Origin of the sequence: Amycolatopsis magusensis, from assembly GCF_017875555.1 — a bacterium.
GTDB lineage: Bacteria > Actinomycetota > Actinomycetes > Mycobacteriales > Pseudonocardiaceae > Amycolatopsis > Amycolatopsis magusensis.
Map to the genome: position 1 here is coordinate 6431657 of NZ_JAGGMS010000001.1, position 20812 is coordinate 6452468.

Annotated in this window: 19 protein-coding genes; 12 read left to right on the forward strand and 7 right to left on the reverse strand. The window is 71.9% G+C overall.

Annotation, left to right across the window (positions count from 1 at the left end; translation table 11 throughout):
• Nucleotides 1-196 precede the first annotated feature (196 nt).
• Together JOM49_RS28495 and JOM49_RS28500 are read right to left on the reverse strand one after the other, a co-directional pair.
• Entirely contained in the window at nucleotides 197-1039 is an 843-nt protein-coding gene (locus JOM49_RS28495) for an NAD-dependent epimerase/dehydratase family protein (protein WP_209667278.1), read from the reverse strand.
• Nucleotides 1040-1075: 36 nt separating this feature from the next.
• The gene (locus JOM49_RS28500) at nucleotides 1076-2221 is read right to left on the reverse strand and encodes an acyl-CoA dehydrogenase family protein (protein ID WP_209667279.1); all 1146 of its coding nucleotides are present in this window, start codon (nucleotides 2219-2221) and stop codon (nucleotides 1076-1078) included.
• A 132-nt stretch (nucleotides 2222-2353) separates the two neighbouring features.
• On the opposite strand from JOM49_RS28500, the gene JOM49_RS28505 reads away from it, so the two are divergent.
• From JOM49_RS28505 to JOM49_RS28520, 4 genes are read left to right on the forward strand one after another with little or no spacing between them, the layout of a single operon-like run.
• Nucleotides 2354-3202: an ABC transporter ATP-binding protein gene (locus JOM49_RS28505; RefSeq protein ID WP_209667280.1), complete on the forward strand. Its 849-nt coding sequence runs from the start codon at nucleotides 2354-2356 to the stop codon at nucleotides 3200-3202.
• Nucleotides 3199-4032, forward strand: a complete 834-nt coding sequence (locus tag JOM49_RS28510) for an ABC transporter permease (RefSeq protein ID WP_209667281.1) — start codon at nucleotides 3199-3201, stop codon at nucleotides 4030-4032. Before JOM49_RS28505 ends, JOM49_RS28510 begins: the two co-directional genes overlap by 4 nt.
• Nucleotides 4033-4065: 33 nt before the next feature.
• On the forward strand, nucleotides 4066-5226 hold the full coding sequence (locus tag JOM49_RS28515; protein ID WP_209667282.1) for a sensor histidine kinase: 1161 nt from the start codon (nucleotides 4066-4068) through the stop codon (nucleotides 5224-5226).
• Nucleotides 5223-5861, forward strand: coding sequence for a response regulator (locus tag JOM49_RS28520; RefSeq protein ID WP_282774193.1), 639 nt, complete (start codon nucleotides 5223-5225; stop codon nucleotides 5859-5861). The genes JOM49_RS28515 and JOM49_RS28520 overlap by 4 nt, the downstream gene beginning before the upstream one ends.
• Nucleotides 5862-5868: 7 nt before the next feature.
• On the opposite strand, the gene JOM49_RS28525 is transcribed toward JOM49_RS28520, so the two are convergent.
• From JOM49_RS28525 to JOM49_RS28545, 5 genes are read right to left on the reverse strand one after another with little or no spacing between them, the layout of a single operon-like run.
• Nucleotides 5869-6516, reverse strand: coding sequence for a CPBP family glutamic-type intramembrane protease (locus JOM49_RS28525; protein WP_209667283.1), 648 nt, complete (start codon nucleotides 6514-6516; stop codon nucleotides 5869-5871).
• Nucleotide 6517: 1 nt separating this feature from the next.
• Nucleotides 6518-7342, reverse strand: a complete 825-nt coding sequence (locus JOM49_RS28530) for a SagB/ThcOx family dehydrogenase (protein ID WP_209667284.1) — start codon at nucleotides 7340-7342, stop codon at nucleotides 6518-6520.
• Between the two features lie 10 nt (nucleotides 7343-7352).
• On the reverse strand, nucleotides 7353-8720 hold the full coding sequence (locus JOM49_RS28535) for a YcaO-like family protein (protein ID WP_209667285.1): 1368 nt from the start codon (nucleotides 8718-8720) through the stop codon (nucleotides 7353-7355).
• Complete coding sequence (locus JOM49_RS28540; protein WP_209667286.1) at nucleotides 8717-9700, reverse strand: TOMM precursor leader peptide-binding protein; 984 nt, start codon at nucleotides 9698-9700, stop codon at nucleotides 8717-8719. Before JOM49_RS28540 ends, JOM49_RS28535 begins: the two co-directional genes overlap by 4 nt.
• Before the next feature lie 16 nt (nucleotides 9701-9716).
• Nucleotides 9717-10487 carry a Rossmann-fold NAD(P)-binding domain-containing protein gene (locus JOM49_RS28545; protein WP_209667287.1) on the reverse strand — a complete coding sequence of 257 codons (771 nt, stop codon included), beginning with the start codon at nucleotides 10485-10487 and terminating at the stop codon, nucleotides 9717-9719.
• A 488-nt stretch (nucleotides 10488-10975) separates the two neighbouring features.
• Here JOM49_RS28545 and JOM49_RS28550 point away from each other — a divergent pair, with 488 nt between their 5' ends.
• The 8 genes from JOM49_RS28550 to JOM49_RS28585 all read left to right on the forward strand — a co-directional run bounded on the left by JOM49_RS28550 (nucleotide 10976) and on the right by JOM49_RS28585 (nucleotide 20809).
• The gene (locus tag JOM49_RS28550) at nucleotides 10976-12232 is read left to right on the forward strand and encodes an activator-dependent family glycosyltransferase (RefSeq protein ID WP_209667288.1); all 1257 of its coding nucleotides are present in this window, start codon (nucleotides 10976-10978) and stop codon (nucleotides 12230-12232) included.
• A gap of 87 nt (nucleotides 12233-12319) precedes the next feature.
• Nucleotides 12320-13129 (forward strand): TylF/MycF family methyltransferase, encoded by an 810-nt coding sequence (locus JOM49_RS28555; RefSeq protein ID WP_245369510.1) that lies wholly within the window; start codon nucleotides 12320-12322, stop codon nucleotides 13127-13129.
• 177 nt (nucleotides 13130-13306) lie between these two features.
• A complete protein-coding gene (locus tag JOM49_RS28560) occupies nucleotides 13307-13978 on the forward strand; it encodes an LmbU family transcriptional regulator (RefSeq protein WP_308158906.1) in 672 nt (223 codons plus the stop codon).
• Complete coding sequence (locus tag JOM49_RS28565; RefSeq protein ID WP_245369511.1) at nucleotides 13965-15365, forward strand: activator-dependent family glycosyltransferase; 1401 nt, start codon at nucleotides 13965-13967, stop codon at nucleotides 15363-15365. The genes JOM49_RS28560 and JOM49_RS28565 overlap by 14 nt, the downstream gene beginning before the upstream one ends.
• An 11-nt stretch (nucleotides 15366-15376) precedes the next feature.
• A complete protein-coding gene (rfbA, locus tag JOM49_RS28570; protein ID WP_209667289.1) occupies nucleotides 15377-16258 on the forward strand; it encodes a glucose-1-phosphate thymidylyltransferase RfbA in 882 nt (293 codons plus the stop codon).
• Between the two features lie 50 nt (nucleotides 16259-16308).
• Nucleotides 16309-17394, forward strand: a complete 1086-nt coding sequence (locus tag JOM49_RS28575) for an AMP-binding protein (protein ID WP_308158907.1) — start codon at nucleotides 16309-16311, stop codon at nucleotides 17392-17394.
• Nucleotides 17391-18902, forward strand: a complete 1512-nt coding sequence (locus JOM49_RS28580) for an aromatic amino acid ammonia-lyase (protein ID WP_209667291.1) — start codon at nucleotides 17391-17393, stop codon at nucleotides 18900-18902. Before JOM49_RS28575 ends, JOM49_RS28580 begins: the two co-directional genes overlap by 4 nt.
• A gap of 101 nt (nucleotides 18903-19003) precedes the next feature.
• Nucleotides 19004-20809 (forward strand): ABC transporter ATP-binding protein, encoded by a 1806-nt coding sequence (locus JOM49_RS28585; RefSeq protein WP_308158908.1) that lies wholly within the window; start codon nucleotides 19004-19006, stop codon nucleotides 20807-20809.
• Nucleotides 20810-20812: the final 3 nt, after the last annotated feature.

The window sequence follows — 20812 nt, forward strand, 5'->3', positions numbered from 1 at the left end:
GGCGGAGCGACCTCGGACCTGCGGGATAAGCGAATGATGACAACCAGGGATTCCTGCCGCCTCATCCTCCAGCATCCGGTTGCACAGTCAAGGGTTGAGTCGGACAAAGCGACAGACGAAGGGGCCCCGGCCCACCGGTCGGTGGGCCTCCCGCGTCAACCGAAGTGACTACATTCGGGCCGCTGCCCGCGGCCCGTCACACCGAGTCGAGCAACGCACACCCGACCACGTCCGCGAGCCCGGCGGCCAGCGGCACCCTGGCCACCCAGCCGGTGACCGCGTGGAACGCCACCGGATCGGCCACGGCACCGCGGTGGTCGTCCGCCGGGGCGGGCGGCTCGGCGACGACCACCGGCACCGGGGCCCGGCCTCGGTGCTCCGCCACCGCCGCGGCGATCGCGGCGGACAACTCGGCCACCCGTACCGGGGTGCCGGTGCCCACGGCCCAGTGCCGCCCGGCAAGGGCGTCCGCGTGCGCGATCGCGGCGAGCAGGGCGGTGACCACGTCGTCGACGTGCAGCAGGTCCCGTTCGGCGGCCTCGCCCCGCAGCACCAGCGGCTGGCCGGCGATCGCGCGGCGGACCATCCGCGCCACCATTCCGGGCCCGTCCGCCGTGCCGTACACCGACGGCAGCCGCAGGGAGATCCCGCGCACCCGCCCGGCCCTGGTGGCGGCCGCGAGCGCCAGTTCGGCAGCAGGCCGGTGCCTGCCGTGGGCGCTGCCACCGGGCACACCCGCGGTGCTGGTGGACACCACCACCGGCGCCCGGCCGGGCCGCACCGCGGCCACCAGAGCACGCACCAGGCCGACGTCGGCCCGCTCGGCGAGCGCGTTTCCGTCGTCGTCCCACCCGCCCGTCGCGGTGCGCGCGGCCAGGTGCACGACGACGTCCGCGCCATCGATCGCCCCGGCCGCCGCCGGGACCGGCCGGGCCGGGCCGACGGCGCGGATCCGCACCGGGCACCGGGCCAGCATGCGGACCAGGCGCGCGCCGACGAACCCGGACGCGCCGAGCACGACCACGAGCGGCGGGCTCACCGCACCCCGGGGCGGCACGACCGCGTGGTGCCGGGTTCAGATGGCATAGCGCCAGGAGGCCGAATCGAGGTCGGTACCGAACCGGATCTTGCCGTACAACGGGAAGACCCGGTTGCTGACCTGCACCTGCTGGGTGATCACGTGTGCGTCGCGCAGCCGCTTCTGCAGCGGGTTCGCGGTGAAGACCGCCGCGCCGCCGCCGAGGGTGTAGACCACGTCGACGACCGCCGCGGACTCCGCGACCGCGTGGCTCATGGCCAGCCGGGCCCTCGCGCGGACCACGGTGGCGGGCGGCTCGCCCGCCAGCGCGCACTGCCACAGCTCGTCGAGGGCCTCCAGCAGGAAGGCCCTGGCGGAGCGCAGCCGTGCCTCCGCCCTGGCGAGGTCGACCTGCGCCAGCGGTGACTCGGCGAGCGTGCCGGACAGCCCCAGCGGCCGCTTGCCGGTGGCACCGCCGACCAGCTCCTCGACCGCGCCGGCCGCGTTCCCCAGCGCCACCGCGGAGAACCCGAACGCGACGTACACGGTGAGCGGGAACCGGGTCAGCGCGGACTCCACCGCCGGTGCCGGCAGCGTCATGTCGACCAGCCGGTGCGCCGGGACGAACGCGCCGGGCCGCACCGAGAAGTCCCCGGACGCGCTGGCGCGCAGGCCGAACGCGTGCCAGTTGTCCTCGACGACGAAGTCGGAGGCGGGCAGGAACGCGGTCAGCGCCCGCCCCTCGACCACCATGTTGAACCCCATCCACTTCGCGTGCCTGCCCGCCGAGCCCCACGGCCACCGGCCGGAGTACACGCGCAGGCCGCCGTCGGCGAACGCCCCCTCGCCGACCGGCATCGACGAGCAGCCGACCGGCGCCGTACCGTCGAACACCTCCCGCGCACCGTCCTCGGCCAGGTAGTGGGTGAAGATCGAATGCGCCGAGGACACCGCCGGGTACCACGCCGCCCCCGCGTCGCCCTCGGCCACCGCCATGATCGCCAGTGCGCTGGTGACCGGGTCGGTCTCCGGCCCGTCCAGCCGCGCTGGCATACCCATCCGCAGCAGCTCGGTGCCGGTCAGTTCGGTCAGCACCTCGGCGGCGAGCACGTCGGCGTCCTCGCCGGCGCGGGCGTGCGCCCTGGCGACCTCACCGACGGCGCGGGCGGACTCGATGATCTTTTCGTCCCTGCTCTCGGCCATGCCCTGATCGAAGCGCTGCGCGGCCCGCCTGCCCAGCCACCTCATCGGTGGACAAACCCATCGTTCGGTGGAGGGCCGGGCCAACCGTCGAGTGCTTACGGGCGCACCCGGTCCGGCGACATGCTCGACGACATGACGAGTGAGCCAGCCGTGCGGGTGACCGGCCTGGAAAAGGCCTACCACGACAACGTCGCCGTCACCGGGTTCGACCTGACGGTCGAACGGGGTGAGGTGTTCGCCCTGCTCGGGCCGAACGGCGCGGGCAAGACGACGGTGGTCGAAATCCTCGAGGGCCATCGCGATCGGGACGCGGGCCAGGTGCGCGTGCTGGACACCGACCCCAAGCGCGGCGGCGCGGACTGGCGGTCCCGGATCGGCATCGTCCCGCAGGAGGACTTCGCCTTCCCCGGCCTGACCGTCGAGGAGACGCTGCGGCACTTCGCCGGGTACTACCCGCACCCGCGGGACCCCGGTGAGGTGCTCGAGGCGGTGGGGCTCACCGGGAAGCGCACCGCGCGGGCCCCCTCGCTGTCCGGCGGGCAGCAGCGCAGGCTCAGCGTCGCGCTCGGGGTCATCGGCGACCCGGAGGTGCTCTTCCTCGACGAGCCGACGACCGGTTTCGACCCCGAGGCACGGCGCCAGTTCTGGGAGCTGATCCGCGGCTTCGGCGCCGCGGGGACCACGGTCCTGCTCACCACCCACTACCTGGAGGAGGCCGAGCACCTGGCCGACCGGATCGGGGTGATGGTCGGCGGCCGGATGGCCGAGGTCGGCGACCCCGCCACGATCGGCGGCCGGGACACCGACTCGGCGCAGGTGAGCTGGTCCGGGCCGGAGGGCCTCGAGGTCCTCGACACGCCCATCCCCACCAAGACCGTGGTGGAGCTGGCCGGGCGGCACGCGGGCGAGATACCCGGGCTGCAGGTCAAGCGCCCCACGCTGGAGGACTTCTACCTCAAGATGATCGGAGCCCCGCGATGACCACCACGACCGCCGCGCCCCGTCGCGCGGCACGGGTGCCCTCGACCCTGAGCATCGGCGCCCGGCGGGCGGCGCTGGAGACCAAGCAGATGCTCCGGCAGCGGGAGTCGCTGATCTTCACCTTCGCCTTCCCCGTGGTCATCCTGGTCCTGTTCGGGGCGATCTTCTCCGACCGGATCCCGGGCACCGAGGTGGACTTCCGGCAGTACTTCATCGCCGGCATGATCGCCACCGGCATCATGGCCGCCACGTTCGTCAACCTCGGCATCGCCATCGCCATCGAACGCGACGACGGCACGCTCAAGCACCTGCGGGGCACGCCGATGCGGGTGGGCGCGTACTTCATCGGCAAGGTGGCCATGGTCCTGGTGGTCACGCTCATCCAGGTGGCCGTGCTGATCGCGTTCAGCGTGATCGCGTTCGGCCTGCCGCTGCCGTCCACCCCGGACCGGTGGCTGACCTTCGCCTGGGTGCTGCTGCTCGGCGTGGCGGCCTGCACGATGCTCGGCATCGCGATCAGCGCGGTGCCCCGCACCTCGCGCAGCGCCTCGGGCATCGTGGTGCTGCCGTTCATGGTGCTGCAGTTCGTCTCCGGCGTGTTCTTCGTGTTCTCCCAGATGCCCGAGGCCATGCAGCAGTTCGGCGCGCTGTTCCCGCTCAAGTGGATCGGCCAGGGCCTGCGCTCGGTGTTCCTGCCCGACTCCCTCCAGTCGATCGAGCCCGCCGGGACCTGGGAACACGGCACGACGGCGCTCGTGCTCTGCGCCTGGATCGTGGTTTGCCTTGTACTCTCGGTGACGACCTTCCGCTGGCAGCGGTCCCGCGGCTGACCCGCGCCGGGAAGGCGGACCTGAGGGGTGCGGATGAGCGGGGCCGAGGTGGTCGAGCGCGACGGCAGGGAGTCCCACATCACCTCCGCGGCCGCGCTGGTCCTCGTCGCGGCGGTGCTGGCGTTCGACGGCGCGCCGTGGCCTGCCTTCGCGCTGCTGGCCGTGCTCGGCGCCTGGTACACGGTGATGGTGGTACCGCCGGCTTCCCGCGACGGCGGCGACCACGACACCCGCGCGCTGGTGTACCTGCTGGGCGCGTTCGCGCTGCAGGCGGCGCTGGTGCTGGTGTCCGCGTTCGCCGCGGCGCTGCTGATCATGCTGTACGCGCACGCGTTCTGGCTGCTGCGGCGGCTGTGGCTGGCCACGGTGTCCATCGGGCTCGGCACGGCGGCGACCGGGCTCGCGGTCAGCCCGCACGTCGCGGGCCAGGAACTGGCGAACGTCGTCGTGCTCGCGGCCAGCATCAGCTGCTTCCTCATCGGCAACGTCGTCGGGTTGCTCACCCGCAGGCACGAGGAGCAGCAGCGGACCAGGGCGCTGCTCATCGACGACCTGCGTGACGCCCGCGCGGAGCTGGCCGGCGCCTACCAGATGGAAGGTGTGCGGGTCGAACGCGAGCGCATGGCACGGGAGATCCACGACACCCTCGCACAGGGGTTCACCAGCCTGATCCTGCTGATCCAGACCGCGAACACCGCGGTGGACTCCGATCCGGCACTGGCGCACCGGCAGCTGGATCTCGCGGAGCGCACCGCCAGGGACAACCTGACGCAGGCGCGGACGCTGGTCGTCTCCGGCGAGCCGGGCACGCTCGGCGAGGCCCGGATCGACCGGGTGGTGAGCAGGCTGGCCGGTCACCTCAGCGAGATGGCCGACCTCACCTGCACGGTGGGGATCACGGACCTGCACCGGGAGCTGTCGGCGAACGAGAAGATCGTCCTCGTGCGGGCCGTGCAGGAAGCGCTCGCGAACGTCTACCGGCACGCCGGGGCCAGCCGGGTCGAGGTGACGCTGGGCGCGGACGAGGGCGGCACGGTGCTGGACATCGTCGACGACGGCCGCGGGTTCCGGCCCGGCGAGACGTGGGGCTTCGGGCTGACCGGGATGCGGTCGCGGATCGAGGAGGTGGGTGGCGAGTTGCGGATCACCAGCTCACCGGGGGCGGGCACCCAGGTCCGGGTGATCATCCCGTGACGGCGCGGTTGCGCGTGCTCGTCGCCGACGACCACCCGGTCGTCCGTGAGGGACTGCGCGGGATGCTGGGACTGGACGGAGCCATCGAGGTGGTCGGCGAGGCGACGAACGGCCGCGAGGCCATCGCGGCCGCCGTCGCGCTGCGCCCGGACGTGGTGCTGATGGACCTGCGGATGCCCGACATCGACGGGGCGACCGCGACCGCGAGCATCGCCCGGCAGGCGCCGGGGGTGAAGGTGCTCATCCTGACCACCTACGACTCCGACCACGACATCGTCCGCGCGGTCGAGTCCGGGGCGACCGGGTTCCTGCTCAAGGACACCCCGAGGAAGGAGCTCACCGCCGCGGTGCACGCGGCCGCCCGCGGTGAGACCGTGCTGACCCCGGTGATGATGAACAAGATCGTCAACCACCTGCGTTCCCCGCAGGCCGAAACGCTGACCACCCGCGAGGTGCAGGTGCTGCGCTTCGTCGCCCGCGGGCTGTCCAACGCCGAAATCGGCCGCGAGCTCACCATCGGGGAGGCGACGGTCAAGAGCCACCTGCTCAAGATCTTCACCAAGCTCGGTGTCTCCGACCGCACGGCCGCGGTCATGACCGCGATGGCACGCGGCATCCTGCCGCCCGTCCGGTGAGCGGCACTCAGCTCCAGGTACGGCTGGGCGGCAACCCGGCGGGGGCGCGACCGGATCGCCGCCGTGCCGTGGCGCTCAGCACCAAATTGTGCCCGCTGTGGCAGAGCACCGCGGCGAGCAGTCCGCCCAGCGCGGCGAGTGCGGTGAGCAGCGTGCCGAGCACCACCAGGTAGGGCACCGCGCGCCGGCCGGCGCGCGGTACGTGCAGCACGGCGAAGCCGAGCACCGCCACCGCTCCCGCGACCGGTTCCGGCAGCCCGGCCTGGCTCAGTCCGCCGAACGCGGCGAGCCGCCACAGCGCCTCCTCGCCCGCCGCGCACAGCACCACGCGCGGGACCGCGCCGGACCGGCGGGCGAAACGCCGCGGCCGGCCCGCGAGCCCGGCGGCCAGCAGCGGGCACCCGGCCCCGGCCACCACGGCGAGGACCGGCCAGAGCCAGTGCGGCGGGCGCAGCAGGGCCGGATGACCGGTTCCGGCGGCCGCGGCGGCGAGCACGGCGAGGACACCGAGTGCGACCGTGGTCCAGCCGTAGGCGGCGTCCACGCGGCCGCGCACGAGCCACGCCACCCGGCCGCCTCGCTCCGCCACCCGGCGCAGGACCCACGGGAGGGCCAGGTGCGCCAGGACGGGCACGGCGAGCAGGGCGGGCGGCATCTCAGGCGGGTGGTGGGCCGAGCAGCACCGCGTACACCGGCGCGTCGTCCACCCCGTTGTGCCCGGGGAGTTCCCTGGTCAGCGGTGCGTCGAAGAACCCGCCGATCGGGCGCGCGGCCAGCTCGTGCCCGGCGGCCACGAGAAGCAGGTTCTGCGCCAGGTGCCCCGCCTCCAGCAACACGAACCGCAGCGCCCGCTGGCCGTACTTGAACCGCGAGCGCCAGAACGAGGCGGACAGGATCACGGTCACGGCCGGGTCCCCGGAGAGGTTCGGCGCGTTCATCGCCGTCCGCAACCCGTCCGGCTCCACGTCGCCGAGGTCGGTGAGGGTCAGCGCGAACGGGTCGAAGTGGTAACGCCCGTGCCGGCGCAGCCCGGCGACCCGGCCCGGCACCACGTAGAGGTCCAGCGGGTACAGCGCTCCGCCGGACGGCGTGGCGCGCAAGGAGAACTGGCCGTTGGACCCGGTGCTGCCGTAGGTCCGCACCAGCAGGCTCGACAACTGCTCCAGCGGCAGCTCGCCGTCGCCGAACCCGTCCGTGCTGCGCCGGGAGGCGAGCAGGTCGGCCAGCCGGGCGGTCAGCGGCGCCGGCTCGGGCAGCGCCACCGCCGGGCGGCCTTCGTGCCGCCGGGTGGACCGGCTGGTCATCGTGCGCATGGCGTGTGACTGCTCCAGCACCGCGACGCCCGGCAGGTCCCACGGCACGCTGGAGGCGTACAGCTTGGACGCCTCGAAGTAGTCCTCGGCCGGGTCGCCCGGCCCCGGCACCCCCGACCGGTAGACCACGTCCACGAGGTTGGAGGTGTCGACCTGCTCGCTGGTCATCGCGGCTCCTTCACGGGAACGGGTGCGGCAGCGGGTTGACGGTGAACTCCTCGCCCGGCGCGAGCAGCCCCAGCTCGGCCGGCCGGGCGTGCAGCCTGCCGCTGCCGAGGTAGCGCTTGCGGTAGCCGGAGTCCAGCGGCTGCAGCTGCGGTGAGAACACCTTGACCACGTGGCCGCCTGCCTCGCGCACGTCCGGGCTGGTCAGGTCGACCGCGTACAGGTCGGTGCCCTGCTCGGCCAGCCGGGTGACCAGTGCCTCGCGCAGTTCGCCGGGCGTCGCCGAGGGCAGGGCCGGCATCCGGTCCACCCGCGACCGCTCGGCCGAACCGTCCAGGAACCGGGTCCCGTCGATGAGGTCGGGCTGGGCGTACAGCGCGATGTGGTCGTCGAACCCGCGCACCGACTCGTCGAAGTCGGCCGCCGGGTCCACCACGTACCCGGCGCGCCGCTTGGTCACCGCCCAGGTCCGGGTGCTGACCGCCTCACAGGTGGCCTTGGTCGCCGCACGGACCCCGGACCCGGCCGCCGCCGCGCCCAGTCCCAGCGGCGCCACCCCGGGGACCTCGTTGCGCACCACCGCGAGCACCGCCGGGATCGCGTTGAACGCGCTGAGGTCCACCAGCGACACCCGCAGGCCGGTCGGGGCCACGTGCCGGTCGAGGTAGGCGGTGAGCTCCGGGGCGGAGGCCGGGTCGAGCAGCGGCATGCTCAGCCGCTTGTGCCAGGTGATCATCACCGAGTCGCGCTCGACCAGCTCCAGGACCGCGCTCACCAGCGCCTCGTCCGTGGTGCTCCCGTAGGCGAGCCCGTTGCTCGTCGGGTAGCCGATCGGGTTGACCGCCATCAGGTCGCCGCGCAGGTACACCAGCTGCGCGGGGAGCCACACCAGCGCCCCGTCGGCGAGCCTGCGGCTTTCCGCCCACGACAGCGCGGTGTCCGCGGTGAACCGCACGTGCGGGGCGTCCGGCTGGTCGTACTGCCAGTCGGCGAAGGGCAGGTACTCCTCGGGGGACAGGCAGTGCAGACCCTGCCGGGTCAGCTCCCGCCAGGTCCCGTGGCGGAGCTGCTCGAACGGCACCCAGGCACCGCTGTAGCGCTCGACCGCCTCGCCGATGGCGGCCAGCCGCGCGCCGGCCCGCGACGCGCCGCCCCCGCCGTTGTTCTTGTTGCACCGCGTGCCCAGCAGCACCCTGGCGTCGCACGCCTCGCTGCCGATGGAGAACGCGTGCAGTTCGTCGGTGTCGTGCATCCGCTCAAAAAGGCGGCGCACGATCCCGGTGACCGGGGAGACGAACAGCGACATCGTCCGCTCAGCGTCCTCCCGGGAGGTCCACGGGACCGTGCCCGGCGGTGGCGGCTCGGGCAGCGCGGTGCTCATGCGCCCGCCTCCTGCGCGTACCAGACCTGCGGGTAGCCGCGCCCGGCGGCGGGGGAACAGGCCGGGCAGCGCGGGACCCGCAGCACCCGGTGGCGCTCGAGGACGATCGCGTCCGGGCGCACCGCGATCGTGGTCAGCCCGCCCGGCACGGACTGCCCGCCCCGGTCGCCGAGCCCGGTGTACTCGGTGAGGCGGTCCACGACCAGACCGGCCTGCACGAGCCGCAGGCCGGGGTGGCGCGCCGAGCCGTCCACCGCGAGCCCGGCGGGTTCGGCATCGGCCAGCACCGGGACCGCCGCGTCGTCGGTGAAGGTCGAGGCACGTCGTAGCAGGTAGCAGGCGTAACAGGCGGATTCGCCGGGGACCACCCAGGGGCCCACGGTCGCGTACTCCCCGTCGAACGGGGTGACCGCCAGCCACGGCGTCGCGGTGTCCCCGGCCAGCTGGACGGTGTTCCAGTCGGTGAGCACCGGGTCCTGGTCGTGCGCGCCGACCACGACGGCGACCACGCCGGCGTGGTCGCCGTCGTCCGGCCCCACGGCCAGGCCCGCGTCGGCCAGTTCCCGGCGCAGGTGGCCGGCCAGCGCGCCGGTCCCCACCACGCGGATCGGCGTGCTGCGCAGCCGGGCCGCGATGTCGGCCCGCTCGACGGCGCCGCCGCCGCGCTGCCACAGGCCGAGCACCACCGGGTCGGGGGCGGCCTCGCCGGGCTCCAGCTCGGTGAACAGCCCGGCTGCCACCAGCTGGGTCATCAGCAGCTCGAAACGGGCCAGCCGAACCGGGTCCAGTCCGTCCGCGTCCAGGTGCACGCGGCCGTCGTCGGCCGTGCCGAGCAGGGTGGTGACGAACTGCCTGATCCCCGGCGCGGCGCACCGGGTGACGAGTCCGCCGTGCCGTACGAGCAGGTCCTCGCCGGTGGCCATGAGCCGGGCCGCGGGATTGACCTGCCAGCTGCGGGTGGTGGTGCTGATCGCCGTCATGGGTGCGTCCTGTCGGCTAGTGGGCGTCGGCGAGGGTGGACCGCGCGGCGGTGAGCAGGTAGTCGGCCAGCGGGACCGCCGGGCGGCCCAGCGCCTCGGCGGGCAGTGACGACACCTCCGGCCGTCCTGGCGCCGAAGTGGTCCACACCATGTAGCCGGCGCGCCGGGCGGCGTAGTCCGGGGCGAACCCGACCTGTTCCATGGCCGAGACGAGGGACTCCTCGTCCAGCCGCACGTAGGGCATCGGGCGGTCGTGCAGGCCGTGCAGCAGTTCGCTGACCTCCGCCATGGCGACCGTGGCGGGGCCCGTCACGTCGTACGCGGCCTGCCAGCGGTCCGGCTCGGTGACGAGCCGCCCGACCAGCTCGACCACGTCGGCGGCCGCCACCCACGGCGCACCCGCGGGCTGCCAGGCCGTGTAGAAGGCGCCGGCGGTCTCGTACTGGACGCTCCAGGCCAGTTCCTCGCCGAAGGCGGCGCAGCGCAGCACGCACCAGCGGTGCGGCGACCCGGTCGCGCCGGCCTCCCGCACGGCGACTTCGGCGGCGAAGGACCCGGCCGGGGCGCGGTCGGCCGCGGGGACCGACAGCACGATGCGCGGAAGCGGGGGCAGTTCGGCGGGCAGGTCGTCCGTTCCGGGGGCGCACGCGTCCACCAGGAGTACGTCGGCGTCCTCGGCCGACCGGGCGAGGCCGAGCACCGGGGACGCGGTGACGGCGTCGAACACCGCCTGCCGGATCGAAACCCGGAGACCGAGAGGAAGGACAGTGATTTGTTTCGCGCTCACCCGGACACCCTTCGCGCCGAAAACCGTGGATTACCCGCACGCACTCGTGGAGCGGACACCGACTATCGCGGAGAACATCCGCCCCGGGCAAGAACATCGCATTGTCCGGTTGTCGTCTCTTCGGCTGACATGTCATCTCGACGGATGACTAGTCGACTCAACGGATGACTTAGTCGAGGTCGGCGGACTGGTTAGGTTGATCCGTACCGGCCGTTTCCATCATGACCGGAGTGGACAACTGGAAGAACGGAGATCGGAAATGACCGAACTTTTGGCGGAGGTCCCCGAGGTCGACGTGACCTCGTTCGGCGAGGAGACATCGTACTTCGAGCCGGTGGTGGCAGCTTCCAGCAGCATCGTCTGTTGCTGCTGCAGCTGATCCACTCGCGCTGCCGGGGCCCGGGTGGTCCCGGCGCCTGAATGGTGACACCGCGGGCGGGGGTGTTCACGAGACTCCCTCGCCCGCCCACGGCATTCCGGAGAATCGCGTGCGGGTCCTGTTCGTGACGGCGGCGATAAAGTCGCACTTCACCCTGCTCGTGCCCGTCGCCTGGGCGTTGCGCGCGGCCGGGCACGAAGTCCGGGTCGCCAGTCAGCCGGACATCGCCGGGGTGATCGCCGATTCCGGGCTGCCCGCGGTTCCCGCCGGCCCGGCTCTCGGCCTCCGGCGCGGGAAATTGCTCGCCGGGCGGCCGTCCGGCGAACGACTGCCGTTCGACGTGACGGAGAAGCGGCCGGAGAAACTCACCTGGGACCACGTGCGCGCCACGCTGATGGTGTTCCCGCGCATGGTGTCCGACGTGCTCGCCTGCGACGCGATGCTCGACGACCTGGTCCGCTTCACCGCGCGCTGGCGCCCGGACCTCGTCGTCTGGGACGCCCTCACCTACACCGGGCCGGTCGTGGCGGAACTCTGCGGTGCGGCGCACGTCCGTGCCCTGTTCGGACCGGACCACCTGGCGCGGCTGCGGGCGCTCTTCCTGCGGTTGAGCGCGGACCGCGAACTCGTCGGCTACGACGACCCGGTGCGGCAGTGGCTGACCGACCGCCTGCACCGCTACGACCGGGGCGCGTCCTTCGACGAGGACATGGTGCTCGGCCAGGCCACGATCGACCCGATGCCACCGTGCGTGCGAACCGGCGCGGGCACCAGGACGATCCCGGTGCGCTTCGTGCCCCACAGCGGCCGCGCCGTGGTGGAGGACTGGCTGCTCGACGAACCCCCGCGCCCGCTGATCTGCCTGACCCTCGGCACCTCCTCCCGGGACCTCGGCCTGCCGTCACCGCCGCTGGCCGAGCTCTTCGGCGCGGTCGCGGGACTGGACGCCGACGTCGTCGCGACCGTGACCCGCGCCCAGTCCGGCGTCCACCACGTGCCGGGCAACGTCCGGCTCACCGACTTCGTGCCGCTGGACCTCCTGCTCCCGCGCTGCGCGGCGATCGTGCACCACTTCGGGGCGGGCTCGGTGGCCACCGCCGTCGTGCACGGCGTACCGCAGTTGCGCGTGTCCGACGGGGTGAACCTGTGGGGTGAGCCCGACCTGGCGGCGTGCCTGGTCGCCGAAGGTGCCGCGCTGAACGTCGATGCTTCCGACGTGACCGCCGGGATACTGGCGGACAACCTGGCGAAACTGCTCGAGGACCCGGGTTTCCGGGACAACGCCGCCCGGCTCCGGCAGCAGGCGCTCGCCGAGCCGAGCCCGCACGACATCGTCCCCACGCTGGAAGAGCTCGCCGGTGCCTGAGCACCGGTGCCGCGTCCGCGCCGGGCGATGGTGCCCGAGTTCCCGCCGCGTGCCAGACGCGCACGCCGACCGACCGTGAGGGGCAGCATGACCGACCACTACCTGAACCTGATGAAGCGGGTGCTGACCGGCACCATCCACCGCGACGGCGCGATCCCGAGCCACCTCTCCCCCGGCGCGGAGTTCGATCCGGACACGCGGGAAATCGGCGGGGACTGGCCGCGGGTGGCGCACACCATGGTCGGCCTTCGCCGGCTGGACAACGTGCACGAGTGCCTGGACCGCGCCGTCGCCGACGGCGTCCCCGGCGACTTCGTGGAGACCGGGGTGTGGCGCGGCGGGGTGTGCATCTTCGCCCGCGCGTACTTCGCCGCGCACGGCATCACCGACCGGCGGGTGTGGGTCGCGGACTCGTTCCAGGGCATCCCGCCCACCGCGGACGGCGCCCACCCGGTGGACCGGGTGATGCGCCTCGACGCGGCGAACGACGTGCTCGGTGTGCCGCTGGCGGAGGTCCGCGCCAACTTCGCGGAGTACGACCTGCTGGACGACCAGGTCCGCTTCCTGCCCGGCTGGTTCGCCGACACGCTGCCCACCGCACCGGTGGAGCGGATCGCGGTGCTCCGCCTGGACGGCGACCTCTACGAATCCACAATGGACGCCTTGACGCACCTGTTCCCGAAGCTCTCCCCCGGCGGGTTCGTCATCGTCGACGACTACCACGCGATCCAGTCCTGCCGGGACGCGGTGCACGAGTACCGCGACCGCCACGGCATCATCGCCGAGATCCACCGGATCGACCACATGGGCGCCTACTGGCGCCGGCCCGGCGCGACGGGCGGGGATCCCGGCCGTGAAACCACGAAGAAAGCGTCCGCGACTAGCGTGCCTTCCTGACCACACCGGATCACCGTTCCTGGTCGGCGATTTCCCTACCGCCACCGGCGCCCGGCTCGGTAGAGTGACATCACCGCCCGTTGTGTCTCGCCGGCGGGACACACCGCCGCTGCCGCCAGGGGAAGCGGCCGGCGGTGATCGACCAGGATTCTCGAACAATCACTGGGGGGACACCAGGTGCATGCTCATCGAACGACGGTCACCGAGGACCGCCGGCCGATCAACGGGAACAACGTAGAACCCCACGGGGACCGGGGCCGGCCGAAATTCCTGCCACCGTCCACGCGGACGAAGCAGACCGGCCTGATCATTCCGGGTGACGTTTCCGTCGACGAATGGCGGGAGATCGGCAACCACATCATCGTCATCGCGAATTCGTCCGCGTGGTGGCTCGGCGACTGGCTGATCTACGGACAGGACCACTACCCGGACCGCTACAAGCGAGCGGTCGAAGAGACCTCTCTCGACTACCAGACGTTGCGGAACTACGCGTGGATCGCCCGGCGTTACCCACTGCACCGGCGGCACGCGAAGCTGAGTTTCCAGCACCACGCCGAGCTGGCGAGCCTGCCCGACGACCAACAGGACGAATGGCTCAGCAGAGCCGAGAAGTGCGGCTGGTCCCGGAACGTGCTCCGCACCAAGGTCAGGGCGGCCAAGAACGTCGGAAATGGGACGGAGAAGGCACCCAAGCTGAACATGCGGGTCGCGCCGGAGCAGCGGAGGCGCTGGCAGGAGGCAGCGGCCGCCGCCGACCAGGACCTGCTCAGCTGGATGATGCTGGTCCTCGACAGCGCGGCGAGCAGCACCCTGGACCCCGCATGGGACGACGCAGATGGAAACGACTGACCAGGTGCGCACACCGCCCCCGCGACGGCTCCGCGGGCGGGAACCCCTGCGCGTCCTCTTCGTCACCTACGCGGCGAACTCCCATTTCTACCCCATGGTCCCGCTGGCTTGGGCTCTGCGATCGGCGGGACACGAAGTCCGTGTCGCGAGCCAGCCCGCGTTGGCCGGCACCATCACCGACGCGGGCCTGACCGCGGTCCCCCTCGGCCGCGACCACCACCTGTGGCGCAGCGTCAGCCGGTTCACGGGCAAGCGGTTCGCCGAGCTCGATCCCGCGGCCCACGCCGCCGTCCGCGGCACGCGGATCCTGCCTTTCGAGCGGGTCGAGCACGCACCGGAGGACCTCGACTGGGACTACCTCGCCACGATGTACGCCGACCTGGTGCGCACGTGGTACAAGACGGTCAACAACACCATGGTCGACGACCTGACCGACTTCGCCCTCGCCTGGAAGCCGGACCTGGTGCTCTGGGAAGCGAACAGCTATGCCGGGGCGATCGCCGCGAGGTCGTCCGGAGCGGCACACGGCAGGCTCCTGTCCGGGATGGACATCTTCGGGTGCACCCGGCAGCGTTTCCGCGACCTGCGCGGATCCCGGGCACCACACGACCGCGCCGACCCCCTCGCCGACTGGCTCGGCGCGAGGATCGGCAACCGCGGCGGCCGGTTCACCGAAGACCTGGCCGTCGGCCAGTTCACCATCGACCAGCTCCCCGACGCGCTGCGGATGACGGCGGACCTGCACTACCTGCGGATGCGCTACGTGCCCTACAGCGGCCACGCGGTCGTCCCCGGCTGGCTGCGGAGCGAACCAGGGCGCCCGAGGGTCGCACTCACCCTCGGCGTCACCGCGGCCGCGTACTTCGACGGTCACGGGCTCGCGGTGCAGGAGCTCCTCGACTCGCTCGCCGACCTGGACATCGACCTGGTGGCGACGATCGCGGAGCGCGAGCGGGCGGAACTGCGGGGTATCCCGGGCAACGCGCGAGTGGTGCCCTCGGTACCGCTGCACGCCTTGCTCCCCGGTTGCTCGGCCGCCATCCACCACGCCGGGTTCGGCACGCTGTGCTCGGCGCTGAACTACGGCGTGCCGGCGCTGTGCGTGCCCGAGCGCTTCGACGAGCCCGCGCTCGCCAGGCGGGTGGCCCGTCACGGGGCCGGACTCGCGTTGCCGATGACCGAGGCGACCGGGGACAAGGTACGCGCGATGGTGGAGCGACTGCTGGAAAAAGATTCTTTCCGAACGGGTGCGCGATCGCTGCGGAACCAGATGCACGAACTCCCCGCGCCGAGCGAGGTGGTTCCGGAACTGGAGAAGGTCGTTCCGGAGTACCGTGCGAGAAGCGGCCTCGGCCCGCGACAAGGTGCTCACCCGAAATTCGGATGAATGGATTTCCGATGAAAGGCATCATCCTCGCGGGAGGCAGTGGCACCCGCTTGCTCCCGCTCACCCTTTCGACCTCGAAACAACTGCTTCCCGTCTACGACAAACCCATGGCGTACTACCCGCTCTCGGTGCTGATGCTGGCCGGGATCCGGGAAATCCTGGTCATTTCGACGCCGGGCAGCGTGCCCGCCCTGAGGGCGCTGTTCGGTGATGGCGCACATCTCGGTCTCGACGTCAGCTACGCGGAACAGGCCGAACCACGCGGCATCGCCGACGCGTTCCTGATCGGTGCCGCCCACATCACCGGGAGTGATTCCGCACTGGTGCTGGGGGACAACATCTTTCACGGCGCCGGCTTCGGGAACCTGCTCAGGAAGACGCGGGAGGAACTCGACGGCTGCGCGCTGTTCGGCTACCCGGTTTCCGATCCGGAGCGCTACGGTATCGCCGAGGTCGACGAGACGGGAAGGTTGCTCTCGATCGAGGAGAAACCGGAGAAACCCCGCGCTGCCAACGCGGTGACCGGCCTGTACTTCTACGATCCGGACGTGGTCGAAGTCGCGCGCGGCATCCGGCCGTCGGCGCGCGGCGAACTGGAGATCACCGACGTGAACCGCGCCTACCTGGCGGCGGGCCGGGCACGCGTCACCACGCTCGGCCGCGGTTTCACCTGGCTGGACGCCGGAACGCACCAGTCGCTGCTCGAAGCGAGCCAGTACGTTCAGGTACTGGAGAACCGCCAAGGTGTCCGCGTGGCCTGCATCGAGGAAATCGCCCTGCGGATGGGGTTCATCAGCCCCGAGGAGTGCTACGCGCTGGGGCGCAAGATGGAGAAATCGGCATACGGCCACTACGTGATGGAAGTCGCCCGCGCCATCGGCGACCGGAGCTGAGCAGAACTTCGCTCATCGATCTCGCCCGAGCCCGTCGAAGGGAAACAGTGGTGTGGACGGAATTGACCCCTGCCGAACTGCTCTCCGGGCCGGTCACCGCACCGCGGATCGCGGACGAGCCCTGGTTCGTCCGGTGGGACCGGCTCGACCTGGACGTCGATGAACTGGTGGCGCGCGCCTTCCCGAACCCGGTCGACCTGCACACTTCGGGCACCACCGGGCAGAGCCGGGCCTGGCGGCGGACCAGGGAACAGCTCTGGGCGGAGGCCGGTCTGCTCGCGGGCCTGCTGGCACCGCGGTCGCCCCAGGCGGTGCTGTCCTTCGTGCCCCCTCGCCACATCTTCGGGATGCTGGTGAGCGTGCTGGTGCCGGCGAGGTTGCGGGTTCCGGTGTGGTACCGGCCGGCGCTGTTCGGCCCGGCGCCCGGCGAGGGGTACCGGCGGTGGGCGGTCATGGCCATTCCCTGGGTGTTCTCCCTGTTGCGCCGGAACATGTCCTGGGTGTCCACTTCGGAACACCTGACCGTCCTGCACAGCACGGCGACGCTGCCGGCCACGGCGGCGGACTTCCTGGCCGAAGCCGGGCCGGAGCGGGCGAGCATCGTGGAAGTCTTCGGGTCCACCGAAACGGGCGGGATCGCGAAGCGGCAGTGGGCAGGTGGAGACCCCCTGTGGGAGTTGTTCGACGATGTCCGGTTCCTGCCGGGGCGCGCCCCGGCGGGGAAAGAGGTACCACTGGCGATCTCCAGTCCGAGACTGGCGGCCCCGCCGGGAGAACCGCCACCCGAGAGCGCGGTCATGGACGACCTCGTGCTGCCGGTCGGCGAGGACCGGTTCCGGTTCGTCGGCAGGCGCAGCAGGCTGGTGAAGGTGAACGGGCGCAGGATGGACCTCGACGAACTCGAACGTTCCCTGCGTTCGGTGCTGCGGTGCGCGGACCTGGCCATCCTGCCGGTCACCGACGCGGTGATCGGCGAGCACATAGATCTGCTCGTCGTGCCCGAAACCGGCGTCGGCGTCGATGCCCGGGTGGTCCGCGAACACCTCGGCGTGCGTCCGAGGAGGACGCTCCTGCTCGGACGCATCGACCGGACCGACACCGGCAAAGCCCTCCGGGCCCAGCGGGTGATCGGGTGAGTTCCGCCGAGAAGGTGTCCACCCGGCGAGAGCTGGCAGAGCTCATCCGCGGTGCGGATTCCGGCGTGGTGCTCGAAGACTGCACCACGTCCGACCTCGACCGGATGCGGGAAAGTTCCACCACTGTGGACAAAGCACTGGCGGCCGGCCTGCCGGTCTACGGCCTGACCCGGGGTTTCGGCCCGCTGGTGCGGTATCCGGCGGACTCCGAACTGGAGCAGGGCCGCGGCATGATCGCCCACCTCGGTACCGGCCAGGGCCCGCCACTGGACCCGGCGGCCTGCCGGTTGATCGTCCGGCTGCGGCTGAACAGCATGCGCAAGGGCTACTCCGCTGTCTCCCCGGTTTTCTGGCAACGGCTCGCCGGCCTCTGGAACCGCGGCTTCGTCCCCGCGATACCGCGGGAAGGAACGGTCAGCGCGAGCGGTGACCTCCAACCGCTCGCCGCCGCGGCCCTCGCGTACACCGGGTCCGGCGAGGCGTGGGTGCGAAACGATCAAGGGGTCTGGTCGACCCGCCCGGCCTCGTTGGTGCTCGCGGAACTGGGCGCGGAACCGCTCGAGTGGCCGGTTCGCGAAGCGCTCGCCTTCGTCAACGGCACCGGTGCCAGCCTCGCCGTCGCGATCCTCAACCACGAGTCGGTCCTGCGGCTGGCGCGGGCGGTGGCGGTGCTCACGGGCCGTCTCGCCGGGCTGCTCCGCGTCAATCCCGAGCCTTACCAGCCCGCCATCGGTGTCGCCAGAGGCCAGCGAGGGCAGCTGGAAGCCGCGGAATGGCTACGGCGCGCGCTTCCGCCTGCACTGGAGCGCGACGAAGCGCGGCCGCTGCAGGAGCCGTACAGCCTGCGGTGCGCACCCCAGGTGCTCGGCGCGGCGCTGGATCAACTCGATTCGGTGGCCGACGTCCTCGCCCGTGAGGCCAGGGGGTGCACGGACAATCCGATCACCAGCGACGGCGTCGTCCTGCACGGCGGCAACTTCCACGCCATGCCGGTCGGCTTCGCCTCCGACCTGACCGGACTGGTGCTGCACCAGGTGGCGTACCTGGCCGAACGGCAGCTGGCGGTGCTGTGCGACCCGGTGCTCAACGGCGGGCTGCCGCCGATGCTCACCCCGCGTCCCGGACGCGCCTGCGGCCTCGCCGGCGTCCAGTTGAGCGCGACGTCGTTCGTGGCCAAGATCCGCCAGCTCGGCTACCCGGCTTCACTGACCAGCCTGCCGACGAACGGCTGGAACCAGGACCACGTGCCGATGGCGCTCAACGGCGCGAACTCGGTCGCGGAGGCGGCCGGGCTGGCGTGGCTGGTCGTCGGTTCGCTCGCGGTCGGTATCGCGCAGCTGGACGCCGTGTCCGGGGGCGGTTCCGGGACGTCGCGGCCCTGGCCAGAGCTGGCGGCGCTGTCCCCGCCGCTCGAGGCGGATCGGCCGATGGCGGCGGAAGTGCGTGCCGCGGGAAAGCTCCTCGCCGACACCGCGGCGGAACTGCTGGCGAGAGAACACGGCCGGTGAACCGGCCCCGGGCGGACGAGCCGCCGGACGCTCACGAACACCGACACGGGAGGCGCCAGGTGGGAACCGCGAAGACGACAGAGGGCTCCGCGGGTGGTTCCGTGCTGCACCTGTCAGCGTGGCGGGAGATGCTCGCCTACATCCTGCCCTACCGGAAACTCGTCATCACCGGCGGAATCCTGAGCACGATCGGCAGCCTGATCGGGCTCGTGCAACCGGTGGTGACCAAGGACCTCGTCGACTCGCTCGAACGCGACGAGACGGTGGCCGGTTCGCTGCTCCTGCTGACCGCGGCCGTGCTGCTCGGCGCGGTGATCACCGCGATCGGTTCGTACCTGCTCGGGCGCAGCGCCGAATCGGTGGTCCGCGATTCCCGCCACGGGCTCGTCGGCCGGATCCTCCGGCTGCGGATCCCGCAGACGAGCAGGTTCCCGCCCGGCGACCTGATGTCGAGGGTCACCGCGGACACCACCCTGCTGCGGGAAGTGGCCAGCCAGGCGCTGGTGGACTCCGGCAGGGGTCTGCTGATGCTCATCGCCATCCTGGTGATGATGTTCCTGATGGACCCGGTCCTGGTCCTGGTCACCGTCGGCGTGCTGGTGTTCGCCGGCCTCCTGATCGGGCTGGTGGTGCCGTTCTTCTCGCGCTACAACGAACACGTCCAGCGGGCCCTCGGGGAGATCAGCAACACCCTGGAACGCTCGCTCGGCGCCTTCCGGATGATCAAGGCGTCCGGCTCGGAACCCCAGGAGGAAGCCAAGGCGGTCGCGGCGACGACCACCGCGTGGAAGTACGGCGTCCGGCTGGCCGGGCTGAACGGGCTGGTCGGCGCGGGCGCCGTGCTGGCCATCCACGTGTCCTTCCTCGCCGTGCTGGGCATCGGCGGCGCCAGGGTCGCGACCGGGGAGATCCAGATCGGCACGCTGGTGGCGTTCCTGCTGTACCTGTTCTACCTCTTCGAGCCGGTCGGCTCGCTGCTCGAAGCGGCTTCGAACTTCAGCGCGGGGGTGGCTTCGGTGCGGCGCATCCGCGAAGTGCAACAGCTGGACGTCGAGCCGGAGCCGGAGTCGGAGCTGGCGCGGGTCAGCGAGGGCAACGGGTTCGGCAGCGGCGAGACAGCCAGGACGGGGCCGGCGTCCCTCGAGTTCCAGGAAGTGGTCTTCCGGTACCCGGGGACCACGCCCGTGGTGCACCACGGGGTGAGCATCGACATCCCCCCGGGCGGCATCACCGCGCTGGTGGGGCCGTCCGGTGCGGGAAAGTCCACCGTGTTCGCGTTGCTGGAGCGCTTCTACGAGCCGGATTCCGGCCGGATCCTGCTGGACGGGCACGACATCCGCGACTGGCCACTGCACCAGCTCCGGGCGGCCATCGGCTACGTGGAGCAGGACGCCCCCGTGCTCGCGGGAACGCTGCGCGAGAACCTCCTCATCGGCGTTCCGCACGCGGACGACGCCGACATCGACCGGGTGCTGCGGCGCACCCGGCTCGACCAGCTGGTGTCACGACTCCCGGCCGGGGTGGACACCACGGTCGGGCACCGCGGGAACACCCTGTCGGGTGGTGAACGGCAGCGGGTCGCCGTGGCACGGGCGCTGCTGCGCCGTCCTCGCCTGTTGCTGCTCGACGAAGTGACCTCGCAGCTGGACGCGGTCAACGAGCTGGCCCTGCGGGACGCCATCGCCGAAGCCGGTCGTGAGCTGACCGTGGTGGTCGTGGCGCACCGGTTGTCCACGGTGGTGCAGGCGGACCGGATCGTGGTCATGGACGGCGGACTGGTGCGCGCGGTGGGCACCCACGGCGAACTGGTCGGCGCCGACCCGCTCTACCGCGAGCTGGCCACCACGCAATTGCTGGTCCCCAAGGAATCCGGAGCACCCGAAGACGAGCGGGCGACCACGCGGTAGTCA